Raw genomic sequence first — 13,977 nt, forward strand, 5'->3', positions numbered from 1 at the left:
TCAGCCACCGGACGATCCGAGGACGAGCGAGACCTTGCGCTCCTTGCCGCCGCGTTCGACGGTCAGCTCCAGGCGGTCGCCGGGGCGGTGCGCCCGGGTCTTGACGATCAGTTCCTCGCCGGAGTGCACCCGTTGGCCGTCGACCTCCGTGATGACGTCACCCGACTTGATCCCGGCCTTGGCGCCCGGGCCGCCCGCGGTGACCGGCGCTCCGCCCTCGCTGCCCTCGGTCGCGACGCGCGCGCCGTCGCCCGAGTAGTCCATGTCCAAGGTGATGCCGATGACCGGGTGGGTCGCCTTCCCGGTGTTGATCAGCTCTTCCGCGACGCGTTTGCCCTGGTTGATGGGTATGGCGAAGCCGAGGCCTATCGAACCGGACCGGCTGCTGTCCTGCGCGGAGCCGCTGTCCGCCGAGCGGATGGCCGAGTTGATGCCGATGACCCGGGCCCGGGCGTCGAGCAGGGGCCCGCCGGAGTTGCCGGGGTTGATGGGCGCGTCGGTCTGCAGCGCGTCGACGTACGACACGTCGCTGCCGTCGCCCTTCTCGCCGCCGGCGGTGATGGGCCGCTGCTTGGCGCTGATGATGCCGGAGGTGACCGTACCGGCCAGGTCGAAGGGGGCGCCGATGGCCACGACCGGGTCGCCGACCTGCACGTTGTCCGAGTTGCCGAGGGGGAGCGGGGTGAGTCCTCTGACGCCCTTCACCTTCACGACGGCGAGGTCGTAGCCGCTGTCCCGGCCGACGACCTCGGCCTGGGCGGTCTGCCCGCCGTTGAAGGTCACGGTGATCTCGCCGCCCGAGCCGCCGGGCTGCACGACGTGGTTGTTGGTGAGGATGTGCCCGCGGGTGTCGAGCACGAAGCCGGTACCGGTGCCCTGCTCGCCGGAGCCGCTGACATGCAGGGTGACCACGCTGGGCAGGGCCCGCCCGGCGATCCCGGCCACACTGTCCGCGTCCCGCGCGGCGGCCTCTCTCCCGGCCTGCGGCAGCTCGACCGTCCCCACACCCCCGTTCCGCTCCAGATACGTCCCTACGACGCCACCGAAGCCCCCGGACACGAGCGCGAGCAGCACGGCTCCGAGCACCAGGGACTTCTTGCCGCGCTTGCGCCGCTGCTCCGTGCTGAGCACGGCGGCGCCGTTCTGCTGGAGAGGGCCGTGTCCCCCTGCGGCAGCGGGAGCCGCCCAGGGGTCGTAGCGCTGCCAGGGGTCGGGGGCAGGGGCGGGTGCCGAGGATTCGGCGTAGACCGGAGCGGCCGGCGGGGGCACGGGGGCGCCGGGCGGCGGCATCTCGGCCGGGTTGGCCGGCAGGGCCGGGTTGGCCGGCACGGCCGGGTTGCCCGACACGGCCGGGTTGCCCGGCACGGCCGGGTTGCCCGACACGGCCGGGTTGCCCGACACGGCCGGGTTGCCCGACACAGCCGGGTTGCCCGACACAGCCGGGTTGCCCGACACAGCCGGGTTGCCCGACACAGCCGGGTTGCCCGACACAGCCGGGTTGCCCGACACAGCCGGGTTGCCCGACACAGCCGGGTTGGCCGGCATGGTCGGCTGCCCCGGTATCGCCACGCCCTGCGCCGGAGCCGCCGGAGTCACCGGAGCCGCCGGGTGCTGGACGGGCGGGGCGGGGGCCCAGGGGCCGGGTTCGCCGTAGGGCGGGGTGCTGTACGGGTCGGGGTCGTGCAGCGGCTTCGGAGCTCCCTCGGCCGGCGCGGCGGGTGAGGCGGAAGGCGCGGCGGAGGCGACCGGGCCATCCTGTTCGGCCTCCCGGGCGGCGGGGATCGAGACGGCGGCCTCCGCAGGTGCCTCGCCGGAGGCGGTCGAGGCGGCGGCAGGCACCGCCTCGGGACGCCTCAGCTCGTAGTCGCCGTCCTCGTCGGTCCGAGCCGCCGGACGGGCCAGCTCGAAGTCGCCGTCACCGTCGGTCGGGTCCGCCGGGGTCGTCGCCGGCTCCTGCGCCCCGCCCGTACCGTCCGGGTCCCCCGAAGGGTCCTGCGGCCGTGGACGGCTCCACCACTTCGCCTTCGTGGGCTTCCCCTCGTTCATGCTCTCCCCACAGCCGCGGCACGGCTCGTCGCGGTGGCCGCAGTTCGTCGAATCGGCGCCCGGCCACACCTCGGCGGCGGGCGACAACCCCCGGATTCAATCAGGTTCGCGGGCCGCTGCGCAGAGGCCGGTCAGCGAGCCGTGCGCGAGGAGGCGGAGGAAGAGGGGGACGAGGTCGGGTCGGGCGGGGGCACGGCGAACAGGGGGGCCGCCATCTCGGGGACCGACGACCACGAGGTCAGGGCGGCCGGTGTCGCCGCTTCGAGCGGTCGTATCAGCGGGGACATGACCGCGGCACCGGCCATCACCGGGGCCGTCAGCGCGTGCAGCGCCTGGTGCCGGGTGGCGGACGGCACTCCGGGCAGGAGCGGGGCGGACACCTCGGTCGGGGCGACCGGGGCGTGGCCGAGCATGTTCTGGCCGTGCACCTGCCCGAGCAGCGGCGCCGTGCGGCGGCGCTGGGATTCGGGCGGGGTCGCGGCGCCGGTGCCCTGGGTCCGCATCGGTGTCACGTTGCTCCCCGTGCCCTGGCCACCGCGGGCCTCCGTGTCGGTCGGGGTGACCGTGGTGACGCCGCCCAGCGCGATCGCGGCCAGGGAGACCGCACCGGCGGCCGCGAACGCGAACCGCAGCCGCGAGGAGGACCGGTCGCCGTCGTGCCGGCCGACGTCGTGGATGCGGAAACCCCTCCCCGAGTGGAGGCCGCTGGGGCCGGAGGGCAGACCGCCGGGGCCGGAGGGGAGGCTCCGGTCTCCCGGAGTGGCGGGCAGCACGGGCAGGTGCGGCCGGGACGGGGCGTACCCGAAGTCGAACCGCTCACCGCGCTTCACGCCGAAGGCGCCGGACGATCCGAACCGTCCGGACAGGCCTCCGGGCAGCCCTCCTCCGCCCGGCGGTGTGACATCACCGTCCGGGCCGCCGCCCGCGGGTAGTCCCTGCAGGCGGGCCAGGAAACTCTCGGACGGGGGCGGCGGGGCCGCCTCCGCGAAGACGTTCTTCAGCCGGCGCTGTGCGTCCACTTCCGCCTTGCACTTCGGGCAGGTGGCCACGTGCGCCAGTACGCGCTCACGCGCGTCATGACCGAGCTCTCCGTCCACCAGGGCGGAGAGTCGGTCTCCCAGATGCTGCTCTGCGAGGTGACCCTCGGAGGCTTTCGGCCGAGATCCGCTCACGCGCTCGCGCCCCCTCCTCCCAGGGCCGGAACACGGGGCACGAAGGAGCGCCGCTCGGCACGCGCCTGCGGGGAGCGGTGCGCGAGTGCCTTGCGCAGCTGCGAGCGCCCACGGTGGATCCGCGAGCGGACCGTGCCGAGCTTGACGCCGAGGGTCGCGGCGATCTCCTCGTACGACAGCCCTTCGATGTCGCACAGGACGACCGCGGCGCGGAACTCGGGGGCGAGGGTGTCGAGGGCCTGCTGGACGTCCGCGTCGAAGTGAGCGTCGTTGAAGACCTGCTGCGGCGTGGGCTCCTTGCTGGGCAGCCGCTCGGCCGCGTCCTCGCCGAGCGCGTCGAAGCGGATGCGCTGCTTGCGGCGGACCATGTCCAGGAACAGGTTCGTGGTGATGCGGTGCAGCCAGCCCTCGAAGGTGCCCGGCGTGTAGGTCGACAGGGAGCGGAAGACACGGACGAAGACCTCCTGCGTGAGGTCCTCCGCGTCGTGCTGGTTGCCGGTCAGACGGTAGGCGAGCCGGTAGACCCGGCCACTGTGCGTGCTGACGATCTCCTCCCACGTGGGCGGAGTCCACGCCTGCCCGTCCGCGTCGGTGGTGAAGGTCGCGGTCTGGGCGAAGTCAGCGGCGTGACTGTGGTCAGCAGCGGTGTCGTTCACGGATGTCGGCCTGCCCGCCGATCCGAGGAAGCGCCGGAGCACTCCTCCGCGATCCACAGGCGCAGCCGCACCTCCCCTGTCAGCTCTGGTGGTGTCCAGTGGAGCCCCTACCATAGCCACCTCGCCCGTTAGGACCGGATAAGCGGTTTTACGAGAATTTGATGTGGGTGGATACCCCTCGTACTGCTGCGTTGGCACTTGCTCGCCGATCCGATCCACCGCCCGCCCCCCGTCCCGACCCGCGCCACTTGCTCATCCCTTTAAACGACCGGTCCCATCTGCGGGTTCCCGTGCCCAACGGATACAGTCACGCCCAGGCATTCACGGGGACAGGAGAGGGTCATTACCGGCAACCGGCAGACGAGCTGGGCGTTCGCCGACGCCTATGTCGCCGAGGACGAAGCGCTGCACTGGGCCCGGGACCGCGCCCGTGAGGCAGGGCTGCGCTCGGTGACGCCCGGCACGGGCGCCGCGCTGCGGTTGCTGGCCGCGTCGGTCGACGCGAAGGCCGTCGCGGAGATCGGGACCGGCTGCGGCGTCTCCGGGATCCACCTCCTGCACGGTATGCGGCCCGACGGCGTCCTGACGACCGTGGACCCCGAGCCCGAGCACCAGCAGTTCGCCCGGCAGGCCTTCCGCGCCTCCGGCTTCGCCAGCAACCGGGCCCGCTTCATCCCGGGCCGCGCCCTGGACGTGCTGCCGCGCCTCGCGGACGCCGGCTACGACCTGGTCTTCTGCGACGGCGACCGCCTGGAGGTCATGGACTACCTCGCTGAATCGTTGCGTCTGCTGCGCACCGGCGGGCTGGTCGTCTTCGAGGGCGCCTTCGCCAACGGCCGGACGGTCGACTCCGGACCGCAGCCCACCGAGGTGCTGCGGCTGCGGGAGCTGCTGCGCGCGGTGCGCGAGAGCCAGGAGCTGGTGCCGTCCCTGCTGCCGGTGGGCGACGGGCTGCTGTGCGCGGTGAAACGCTAGCCGGATCGCTCGTCAGCCGGATCGTGCGTGAGCCGGGCGGGAGCCGGGGCAGGCGAGTGTCGTCGGGGAGAAAACAGCCGCCCCGGCATCACATGTGATGCCGGGGCAACTGAAAGGGTATGGTCGCTTGCGCGTCAGCCGACGACCTTCTTGAGGGCGTCGCCGAGCGCGTCGGCCTCGTCCGGGGTCAGCTCGACGACGAGCCGACCGCCGCCTTCGAGCGGAACGCGCATGACGATGCCCCGCCCCTCCTTGGTCACCTCGAGCGGGCCATCACCCGTTCGCGGCTTCATGGCCGCCATGCTCGTTCCCCTTCCTGAAACCCAGCTCATCGTCAAAGCCGACGGCCCCTGAGAAGGGCACACGTGCGGCCCTTGTGGCAGGACACGCGTCACCGGCATCGAACACATTGCTTCCAAGCCATTATCCCGCATCTCAGGACCCGATGACCAACATCAGTAGGCATCGCTTGGGCAACGCACGCGAGCAAAACCACTCAATTCGGCGATGAGACTGCGATACTCCGCCACCGCACACACGTCCGCCGAACGAATCCGGGCGAGAATTCTTTGACGCAGGTCACACGTCCGGTCCGGTCCCCCGTCGGTGATCTCCGTCATGCTGTCCTGCAGACCCGGTGGCGTACCGGCCGGTACGCCCCCGATCCGCGACTCGGAGGGGATACGCCATGACCGACACCGTGCTCTACGAGGTGAGCGACGGACTCGCGACGATCACGCTGAACCGCCCGGAGGCGATGAACGCGCTGAACGTGGCGGCCAAGGTCGCCCTGCGGGAGGCGGTACGGTCCGCGGCGGAGGACCCGGCCGTGCGGGCGGTGCTGCTGACCGCCGCGGGTGACCGGGCGTTCTGCGTCGGGCAGGACCTCAAGGAGCACATCGGCCTGCTGGCGGCGGACCGGGAGACCGGGTCGGGGCAGACCATGAGCACGGTGCGGGAGCACTACAACCCGATCGTGCGGGCACTGGCCGGGGCGGCGAAGCCGGTCGTCGCGGCGGTGAACGGCGTGGCGGCCGGGGCGGGCTTCGGTTTCGCGCTCGCCGCGGACTACCGGATCGCGGCGGACACGGCGTCGTTCAACACCTCGTTCGCCGGCGTGGCCCTGACCGCGGACTCGGGGATCTCCTGGACCCTGCCGAGGGTCGTCGGACCGGGGCGCGCCACCGACCTGCTGCTCTTCCCGCGGAGCATCAGCGCGCAGGAGGCGTACGGGCTGGGTGTCGTGAACCGGCTGGTGCCCGCCGGTGAGCTGCGGGCGGAGGCCGAGAAGGTGGCGCGGGCGCTGGCCGAGGGGCCGACGGTGGCGCTGGCCGCGCTGAAGGAGTCGGTGGCCTTCGGGCTGACGCACTCCTTGGAGGAGACCCTGGAGAAGGAGGACGAGCTCCAGACCAGGGCGGGCTCCTCCGAGGACCACGCGATCGCGGTCCAGGCCTTCGTCAACAAGGAGAAGCCGAAGTATCTGGGCCGGTGAGCTCGGCGCTCCAGCACCGTCGGGGGCCTGCGGGGCCTATGTCGCTGGTCGCGCCCACGCGGCGGAGCCGCTGATCGACACGGGCCGCGCCCCTACGGGGCGCTTCTGACGACGCAGGTCTCCAGGTGATCGTCCACCAGCCCGCACGCCTGCATCAGCGCGTACGCCGTCGTCGGCCCGACGAACCGCAGGCCCCGCTTCTTCAGCGCCTTGGACAGCGCTGTCGACTCGGGGGTGACCGGCGGGACGTCGGAGAGGGTCTTCGGGACCGGGCGGCCGACGGGGTCGGGGGCGTGGGACCAGATCAGCTCGTCCAGCTCGCCCGGGGCCCACTCGGTCAGCGCACGCGCGTTGGCGAGGGTCGCGTCGATCTTGGCGCGGTTGCGGATGATGCCGGCGTCGGCCAGCAGGCGCTCGCGGTCCTCGTCGGTGAAGGCGGCCACCGAGGCGATCTTGAAGTCGGCGAAGGCGGCGCGGAAGCCGGGGCGGCGGCGCAGGATCGTGATCCAGGACAGGCCGGACTGGAAGGCCTCCAGGCTGAGCCGCTCGAACAGCGCGTCGTCGCCGTGGACCGGGCGGCCCCACTCCTCGTCGTGGTACGCCACGTACTCCGGGGCGGACAGGGCCCAGGGGCAGCGCAGCGCGCCGTCCGGGCCGGCCAGGGCGGTGCCGTCGCTCACGGCCGGTCCTCCGGTCGCTTGTCCATGGACACGTGGTTCTCCCCGGAGGCGTGCACCGGCCCGTGGGCGGCGGCCGACCGGGCACCGGCCAGGGCCGACTCCAGGTCGGCGATGCGGGCGTCGCGCTCGGCGAGCTCGGCGCCCAGGCGGCCGAGGGCGTCGTCGACGTCGGCCATGCGGTAGCCGCGGGCGGCGAGCGGGAAGCGCAGGCCCTCCACGTCCGCACGGTCGACCGGGCGGTCCGGGGGCAGCGGGTCCCGCAGCCGCTCGGGGGCGGCCTCGGGCAGCGGGCCGTTCTCGCCGCCACCCACGACGGCGAGGGTCACCGCGCCGACCACGACGGCGAGCGCGACGACCAGGAACAGGAACATAACCATCGCGGGGCCCCCACGGTCGGATGGATCGGACTCCTCGCGAGTCCACCGAGTCGGATGTTGTCAGGCTCCGATCGTGCCATGCGAGTCCGACAGTTAGGGTCGCAGGCGGCGGAAGACGGGACGTACCAGGAAAGGTCACAGGGGATGCTCAGGCTGGGCAGGCGGGAATTCGGGACGCACGAGCCGGTGATCATGGCGATCGTGAACCGCACCCCGGACTCCTTCTACGACCAGGGCGCCACCTTCCGCGACGAGCCGGCCCTCGCGCGCGTGGAGCAGGCCGTGGCCGAGGGCGCCGCGATCATCGACATCGGCGGGGTCAAGGCGGGGCCGGGCGAGGAGGTCACGGCCGAGGAGGAGGCCCGGCGGACGGTCGGGTTCGTCGCGGAGGTGCGGCGGCGGTTCCCGGACGTGATCATCAGCGTGGACACCTGGCGGGCCGAGGTCGGCGAGGCCGTGTGCGAGGCCGGGGCCGATCTGCTGAACGACGCGTGGGGCGGTGTCGATCCCGGGCTGGCCGAGGTCGCCGCACGCCACGGGGTGGGGCTGGTGTGCACCCACGCCGGCGGGGCGGAGCCGCGGACGCGGCCGCACCGGATCGAGTACGACGACGTCATGGCGGACATCCTGGACGTGACGGTCGGGCTGGCCGAGCGGGCGCTCGCGCTGGGCGTGCCACGGGAGTCGATCATGATCGACCCGGGCCATGACTTCGGGAAGAACACGCGGCACAGCCTGGAGGCGACGCGGCGGCTGGACGAGATGGTCGCCACGGGGTGGCCGGTGCTGGTGTCGCTGTCCAACAAGGACTTCGTCGGGGAGACGCTGGACCGGCCCGTGAAGGAACGGGTCGTGGGGACGCTGGCGACGACGGCGGTGTCCGCGTGGCTGGGGGCGCAGGTGTACCGGGTGCACGAGGTCGCCGAGACGCGGCAGGTGCTGGAGATGGTGGCGACGATCGCGGGGCATCGGGCCCCTGCCGTAGCGCGGCGGGGGCTGGCCTAGCCCGGCTACCAGGGGGCTCCGCCCCCTGGACCCCCGGAAACCTATGCCCACCCGCCGCCCGAATCGGTCAGACAGAAGGCTGGACTCGAAAAGCCCCTCAGCGCCCCGCCTCCTTCGACACCAGCGCCACCGCCTCGTCCACGTCGTCCGTCACGTGGAACAGCAGCAGGTCCTTCTCCGACGCCTTGCCCTGGGCGATCACCGTGTCGCGGAGCCAGTCGACCAGGCCGCCCCAGTAGTCGCTGCCGAAGAGGACGATCGGGAAGCGCGTCACCTTCTGGGTCTGGACCAGCGTGAGGGCCTCGAAGAGCTCGTCGAGGGTGCCGAGGCCGCCGGGCAGGACAACGAAGCCCTGCGCGTACTTGACGAACATCATCTTCCGGACGAAGAAGTAGCGGAAGTTCAGGCCGATGTCGACGTACGGGTTCAGGCCCTGCTCGAACGGCAGCTCGATGCCGAGGCCGACCGAGATGCCCTTCGCCTCGAGGGCACCCTTGTTGGCCGCCTCCATCGCGCCCGGGCCGCCTCCGGTGATGACGGCGAAGCCCGCGTCGACCAGGCCCTGGCCCAGTCGCACGCCCGCTTCGTACTCGGGCGAGTCCGCCGGGGTCCGGGCCGAGCCGAACACACTGATCGCGGGCGGGAGTTCGGCGAGCGTGCCGAAGCCCTCGATGAACTCCGACTGGATGCGCAGCACGCGCCAGGGGTCGGTGTGGACCCAGTCGGAAGGGGCCCGCTCGTCCAGCAGCCGCTGGTCGGTGGTGCTGGCCTGCACCTGGTCCCGCCTCTGGAGGACCGGGCCCAGGCGCTTTTCCTCCGGCGGCTGCTTCTTCCCCTCGGGGTTGCCGGTCGCCATGTGCGCTCCCTCCGTCGTGCCTGTCTTTCCACCTCAGCGTAGATCTACGCGGGTTACGAACGAGGGACGTGAGCATGTCCGCGATGAAGCGCCGTAAACCCGTCGGCGTGCCGGTGGGGTCAGGCGGTCAGCCAGTTCCGCAGGCGCTCCTCGCCCGCGAGGACCTTGGCGATCTCCACTCGCTCGTCCCGCTTGTGCGCCAAGTGGGGATTGCCGGGGCCGTAGTTGACCGCCGGAACGCCGAGCGCCGAGAAGCGGGAGACGTCCGTCCAGCCGTACTTCGGCATCGGGGTGCCGCCGACCGCCTCGATGAACGCCTTGGCCGCGGGGTGGGACAGACCGGGCATCGCCGCGCCGCTGTGGTCGACGACCTCGAACTCCTCCACCCCGCAGTCCGCGAAGACCTCACGGACGTGGGCGATCGCCTCCTCGGGCGTGCGGTCGGGCGCGTAGCGGAAGTTGACGGTGACGACACACTCGTCGGGGATGACGTTGCCGGCCACTCCCCCGCCGATACCGACCGCGTTCAGGCCCTCGCGGTACTCCAGGCCGTCGATGACCGGCCAGCGGGGTTCGTAGGAGGCCAGGCGGGCGAGGATCGGGGCGGCGGCGTGGATCGCGTTGGAGCCCATCCAGCCGCGTGCCGAGTGGGCCCGCTCGCCCGTGGTCTTCAGCAGGACCCGCAGCGTGCCCTGGCAGCCGCCCTCGACCTGGCCGTCCGACGGCTCCAGGAGCACCGCGAAGTCGCCCTCCAGCCACTCGGGGTGCGTCTCGGAAACGTGCTTGAGGCCGTTCAGCTCCGCGGCGACCTCCTCGTTGTCGTAGAAGACAAAGGTCAGGTCGCGGTTGGGGGCGGGGACCGTGGCCGCGATGCGCAGCTGGACCGCGACGCCGGACTTCATGTCGCAGGTGCCACAGCCCCACAGGACGCCGTCCTCGTCGAGCCTGGAGGGGACGTTGTCCGCTACGGGGACGGTGTCGATGTGGCCGGCCAGGATCACCCGCTCCGCGAGGCCGAGATTCGTGCGGGCCACGACGTTGTTGCCGTACCGGTCGACCGTCAGATGGGGCAGCGCGCGCAGCGCGGTCTCGATCGCGTCCGCGAGCGGCTTCTCGCTGCCGCTCTCGGAACGGAAGTCGACGAGCCGGGCGGTGAGCTCCGCGGCGTCCAGCGTGAGGTCAAGCGAGGTGTCGGCCATGCCGTCGACCCTAACGCGCCAGGACGCGGCCTCACTGTCCACACCCGGCTCATGCCACTCCGTACTCTCCAGTACCTTGTACGGCGTGCCAGAGCCGTCCTCTCCCAAGCGTCGTGGCCGCCTCTTCCGATGCGGAGCCGCCTTCATGGCCCTGCTCGCGGTCGCCGGTTACCTCGTCGTGCAGTACATCACCGGCGGCTCGGGTGGACCGGGCTGCAAGGTGGTCTCCGGCAAGGGCGACGGAGCGTCGTACGAGTTCACGCCCGAGCAGGCGGTGAACGCGGCGACGATCACCGCCGTGGGGACCGCGCGCGGGCTGCCCGAGCGGGCCGTGACCATCGCGCTGGCGACCGCGCTTCAGGAATCCGCCCTGCGCAACATCAAGCACGGCGACCGGGACTCCCTCGGCCTGTTCCAGCAGCGGCCCTCGCAGGGCTGGGGAACGCCGAAGGAGATCATGGACCCGACGTACTCGGCCGGTGAGTTCTACGACCACCTGGTCAAGGTGCCCGGCTACACCCGGCTGCCGCTCACCGTCGCCGCGCAGCGCGTGCAGCGCAGCGGTTTCCCGCAGGCCTACGCCAAGCACGAGCCGGACGCCGCGCTGCTCGCCTCGGCCCTCACCGGGCAGTCGGCGGCCACGCTGACCTGCGAGGGCCGTCCGGCCGCGACCCGGGCCTCGGGTCCGGACGGGGTGCGGGCCGCGCTCGTGCGGGACTTCGGGCGGGATGTGCTGGAGCCGGCCGGCGCCGAGGTGGGCGGCGGTGCGTCGACCGCCACGCCCGCGCCGTCCCCGAGCGCCGGGGACGGGGCCGGCGGGCGGACCGTGACCCTGCCGGTGACCGCGGACACCAGCGCGGCGGGCAGGCGGAGCCTGGACCGGCGGGGCTGGCAGCTGGCGCACTGGGCCGTGGCCAACGCCTCCGAGCTGCACATCGCGCGGGTCGTCTACGCGGGGCGGGAGTGGGTCGCCGGAAATACCGTAGGCGAATGGCGCATCGCCGCGGAGAAGGGCACCGCGGGTGCGGAACGCCACGCGGACGCCGTCCGTATTGTCACGATGCGCTAGATCGTTCACGGGTACGGGAACTCACCCTGAGGGGTTACCCGCGCGGCTCGGCTCCGTCAGGGTGCGCCGGTTTCGTGCCACCACCCGGGAACTCCGGGAAACCCTTGGGCGCACAGGGCTGGAAGGATTCGGCGGGCCTTCCGGCGGGGGTCTTGTTACCCGTTTGTCCGTAACTGATTATGCGACGCATTACCAACTCTTTACGTTGCGGCGCCGCAACCTTCGCGGGTTTCAAGCGGTAGTCACTGCGTCCGAGCCGGGCGATCACAGCCAGTCGATCAACTCCCGGTGCCGGTCGGACACTTCACGAACCTCTGTTCTCTCCGTCGAAGGAGCACCATGTCCCTCCCCCTGACCCGCCGGATCGCCCGTGCCGCGCTGATCGTCGCTGCGGGAGCGGCTGCCGGGGTCGGTGCGGCCGGTTCCGCCAGTGCGGCCCCCGAGCTGCCGGCCAATCCGAACCTCGGCGGGCTGACCGCCCTGGACGGGGCGAACATCGGCAAGACCGTCGACGGCGCGGCGACGGACGTCACCAAGTCCGCGGGTGACACCGGCAGCAAGACCGTCAAGAAGGCGGTGCCGGCCGCGGGCAAGCTCGGCGGCAAGACGGTCAAGAAGGCAACGCCCGTCGCACAGAAGGCGGCCGGTGAGGCGGCGGGCTCCGCCGGGCAGCTCGTCGGTGAGGCCACTGGTTCGGCCCAGGGCGGTCTGCCGACGGGCTCCCTGGCGAAGGGTGGCGTACCGTCCACGGGCACCCTGCCGACGAAGGGCCTGCCGGTCGGCTGACGCCGAGTCCGACGGCTGAAGGGGCCCAGGGAAGCATCCCTGGGCCCCTTCGGCGTGTGCTCACCGCGGCGGCGGTCACAGACGTCGTACAGCCGCCGCCACCCTCTCGTCCGTGGCCGTCAGCGCCACGCGCACGAACTGCGCGCCCGCCGGGCCGTAGAAGTCGCCGGGGGCCACGAGGATGCCGCGCTTGGCGAGGTGGTCCACCGTGTCCCAGCAGGACTCGCCCCGGGTGGCCCACAGGTAGAGGCTGGCCTCGCTGTGCTCGATGCGGAAGCCGTGGGTGACCAGGGCCTCGCGCAGCAGCTCGCGGCGGGACACGTAGCGCTCGCGCTGGACGCGCACGTGGTCGTCGTCGCCGAGGGCCGCGATCACCGCCGCCTGCGTCGGAGCCGACGTCATCATGCCGCCGTGCTTGCGGATCTCCAGGAGCGGGCCGAGGACCGCCGGGTCACCGGCCAGGAAGGCCGCGCGGTAGCCGGCGAGGTTGGAGCGCTTGGAGAGGGAGTGGACGGCGACGATGCCGTCGTACGAGCCGCCGTTGACGTCCGGGTGCAGCACCGAGACCGGGTCGGCCTCCCAGCCCAGCTCCAGGTAGCACTCGTCGGAGAAGAGCAGGATGCCGTGCGAGCGGGCCCAGGCGACGATCCGGGTCAGCTCCTCCTTGGAGAGGACCTTGCCCGTGGGGTTCGACGGGGAGTTCAGCCAGAGGAGCTTCAGACCCTCGGGGTCCAGCTCCGTCGGGTCGTCGTAGGCCTCGTGGTCGGCGCGTGCCAGGCGGGCGCCGACCTCGTACGTCGGGTAGGCCAGGCGCGGGTAGGCCACCCGGTCGCCGGGGCCGAGGCCCAGCTGGGTGGGGAGCCAGGCCACGAGCTCCTTGGAGCCGACGATCGGCAGCACGTGGCGGTGGGTGACCTCCCGGGCGCCGAGGCGGCGCTGGACCCAGCCGGTGATCGCGTCGCGCAGCTCGGGCGTGCCCCAGACGGTCGGATAACCCGGCGAGTCGGCCGCGGCCACCAGCGCTTTCTGGATCAGCTCGGGCACCGGGTCGACCGGGGTGCCGACGGACAGGTCGACGATGCCGTCCGGATGTGCGGCGGCCGTGGCCTTGTACGGGGTCAGCTTGTCCCAGGGGAAGGCGGGGAGGCGGTCGGAGACTGCGGACACGGGTTCGGGCTCACTTTCTGGCACGTACGAGCCGGTCACGGCAAACGCCTCGGCCCCGTACGGCGATCAGCGGGCTGATCGGGCCGTACGGGACCGAGGCGGCACGGAGTGCGGGCCGCTCTTACTGGTTCTGCGGCGGCAGCGCGGCGACGAAGGGGTGGTCGCGCTCGATCAGCCCCAGCTTGCTGGCTCCGCCGGGCGAACCGAGCTCGTCGAAGAACTCGACGTTCGCCTTGTAGTAGTCCTTCCACTCCTCGGGAGTGTCGTCCTCGTAGAAGATCGCCTCGACCGGGCAGACCGGCTCACAGGCACCACAGTCGACGCATTCGTCCGGGTGGATGTACAAGGACCGCTGGCCCTCGTAGATGCAGTCGACCGGGCACTCCTCGATGCACGCCTTGTCCTTGACGTCGACACAAGGCTGCGCGATGACGTAGGTCACGCTGTCGTTCCTCCTCGATAGGGCGCTGGCGGGCCTCCTCAGGCTCCGCCGCCTG

General features: G+C 72.1%; 15 protein-coding genes. 5 read left to right on the top strand and 10 right to left on the bottom strand.

The window, feature by feature from the left end; translation table 11 throughout:
* From IE153_RS25000 to sigE, 3 genes are all read right to left on the bottom strand, one after another.
* Positions 1 to 2,046 (bottom strand): S1C family serine protease, encoded by a 2,046-nt coding sequence (locus IE153_RS25000; protein WP_189592068.1) that lies wholly within the window; start codon positions 2,044 to 2,046, stop codon positions 1 to 3.
* A gap of 131 nt (positions 2,047 to 2,177) precedes the next feature.
* A complete protein-coding gene (locus tag IE153_RS25005; RefSeq protein ID WP_189592069.1) occupies positions 2,178 to 3,218 on the bottom strand; it encodes an anti-sigma factor family protein in 1,041 nt (346 codons plus the stop codon).
* Complete coding sequence (gene sigE / locus IE153_RS25010) at positions 3,215 to 3,916, bottom strand: RNA polymerase sigma factor SigE (protein WP_189592188.1); 702 nt, start codon at positions 3,914 to 3,916, stop codon at positions 3,215 to 3,217. The genes IE153_RS25005 and sigE overlap by 4 nt, the downstream gene beginning before the upstream one ends.
* Positions 3,917 to 4,150: 234 nt before the next feature.
* Between sigE and IE153_RS25015 the strand changes: the two genes are divergently transcribed.
* Entirely contained in the window at positions 4,151 to 4,849 is a 699-nt protein-coding gene (locus IE153_RS25015; protein WP_269783204.1) for an O-methyltransferase, read from the top strand.
* A gap of 134 nt (positions 4,850 to 4,983) precedes the next feature.
* Here the strand turns inward: IE153_RS25015 and IE153_RS25020 are convergent, their stop codons facing one another.
* Positions 4,984 to 5,151, bottom strand: a complete 168-nt coding sequence (locus tag IE153_RS25020) for a DUF3117 domain-containing protein (RefSeq protein ID WP_003966491.1) — start codon at positions 5,149 to 5,151, stop codon at positions 4,984 to 4,986.
* A 386-nt stretch (positions 5,152 to 5,537) separates the two neighbouring features.
* Here IE153_RS25020 and chcB point away from each other — a divergent pair, with 386 nt between their 5' ends.
* Positions 5,538 to 6,341 (top strand): 2-cyclohexenylcarbonyl CoA isomerase, encoded by an 804-nt coding sequence (gene chcB, locus IE153_RS25025; RefSeq protein WP_189592070.1) that lies wholly within the window; start codon positions 5,538 to 5,540, stop codon positions 6,339 to 6,341.
* A 92-nt stretch (positions 6,342 to 6,433) separates the two neighbouring features.
* Here chcB and IE153_RS25030 read toward each other — a convergent pair whose 3' ends face one another.
* Positions 6,434 to 7,021, bottom strand: a complete 588-nt coding sequence (locus IE153_RS25030; RefSeq protein ID WP_189592071.1) for a DNA-3-methyladenine glycosylase I — start codon at positions 7,019 to 7,021, stop codon at positions 6,434 to 6,436.
* Positions 7,018 to 7,398 carry a DivIVA domain-containing protein gene (locus IE153_RS25035; protein ID WP_189592072.1) on the bottom strand — a complete coding sequence of 127 codons (381 nt, stop codon included), beginning with the start codon at positions 7,396 to 7,398 and terminating at the stop codon, positions 7,018 to 7,020. The genes IE153_RS25030 and IE153_RS25035 overlap by 4 nt, the downstream gene beginning before the upstream one ends.
* 144 nt (positions 7,399 to 7,542) lie before the next feature.
* Between IE153_RS25035 and folP the strand changes: the two genes are divergently transcribed.
* Positions 7,543 to 8,403 carry a dihydropteroate synthase gene (gene folP, locus IE153_RS25040; protein WP_189592073.1) on the top strand — a complete coding sequence of 287 codons (861 nt, stop codon included), beginning with the start codon at positions 7,543 to 7,545 and terminating at the stop codon, positions 8,401 to 8,403.
* Positions 8,404 to 8,500: 97 nt separating this feature from the next.
* Here the strand turns inward: folP and IE153_RS25045 are convergent, their stop codons facing one another.
* Entirely contained in the window at positions 8,501 to 9,259 is a 759-nt protein-coding gene (locus IE153_RS25045) for an LOG family protein (RefSeq protein ID WP_189592074.1), read from the bottom strand.
* A 119-nt stretch (positions 9,260 to 9,378) separates the two neighbouring features.
* The gene (gene dapE / locus IE153_RS25050; protein ID WP_189592075.1) at positions 9,379 to 10,458 is read right to left on the bottom strand and encodes a succinyl-diaminopimelate desuccinylase; all 1,080 of its coding nucleotides are present in this window, start codon (positions 10,456 to 10,458) and stop codon (positions 9,379 to 9,381) included.
* 85 nt (positions 10,459 to 10,543) lie between these two features.
* On the opposite strand from dapE, the gene IE153_RS25055 reads away from it, so the two are divergent.
* Both IE153_RS25055 and IE153_RS25060 read left to right on the top strand, forming a co-directional pair.
* Positions 10,544 to 11,527, top strand: a complete 984-nt coding sequence (locus tag IE153_RS25055) for a VldE C-terminal domain-containing protein (protein ID WP_189592076.1) — start codon at positions 10,544 to 10,546, stop codon at positions 11,525 to 11,527.
* A 339-nt stretch (positions 11,528 to 11,866) separates the two neighbouring features.
* Complete coding sequence (locus tag IE153_RS25060; RefSeq protein ID WP_189592077.1) at positions 11,867 to 12,313, top strand: ATP-binding protein; 447 nt, start codon at positions 11,867 to 11,869, stop codon at positions 12,311 to 12,313.
* A gap of 75 nt (positions 12,314 to 12,388) precedes the next feature.
* Here the strand turns inward: IE153_RS25060 and IE153_RS25065 are convergent, their stop codons facing one another.
* Positions 12,389 to 13,480, bottom strand: coding sequence for a bifunctional succinyldiaminopimelate transaminase/glutamate-prephenate aminotransferase (locus tag IE153_RS25065; protein ID WP_189592078.1), 1,092 nt, complete (start codon positions 13,478 to 13,480; stop codon positions 12,389 to 12,391).
* Positions 13,481 to 13,601: 121 nt separating this feature from the next.
* Positions 13,602 to 13,922: a ferredoxin gene (fdxA, locus tag IE153_RS25070; RefSeq protein ID WP_003973842.1), complete on the bottom strand. Its 321-nt coding sequence runs from the start codon at positions 13,920 to 13,922 to the stop codon at positions 13,602 to 13,604.
* Between the last annotated feature and the right edge of the window lie 55 nt (positions 13,923 to 13,977).

Origin of the sequence: Streptomyces massasporeus (genome assembly GCF_014648995.1) — a bacterium.
Taxonomy (GTDB): domain Bacteria; phylum Actinomycetota; class Actinomycetes; order Streptomycetales; family Streptomycetaceae; genus Streptomyces; species Streptomyces massasporeus.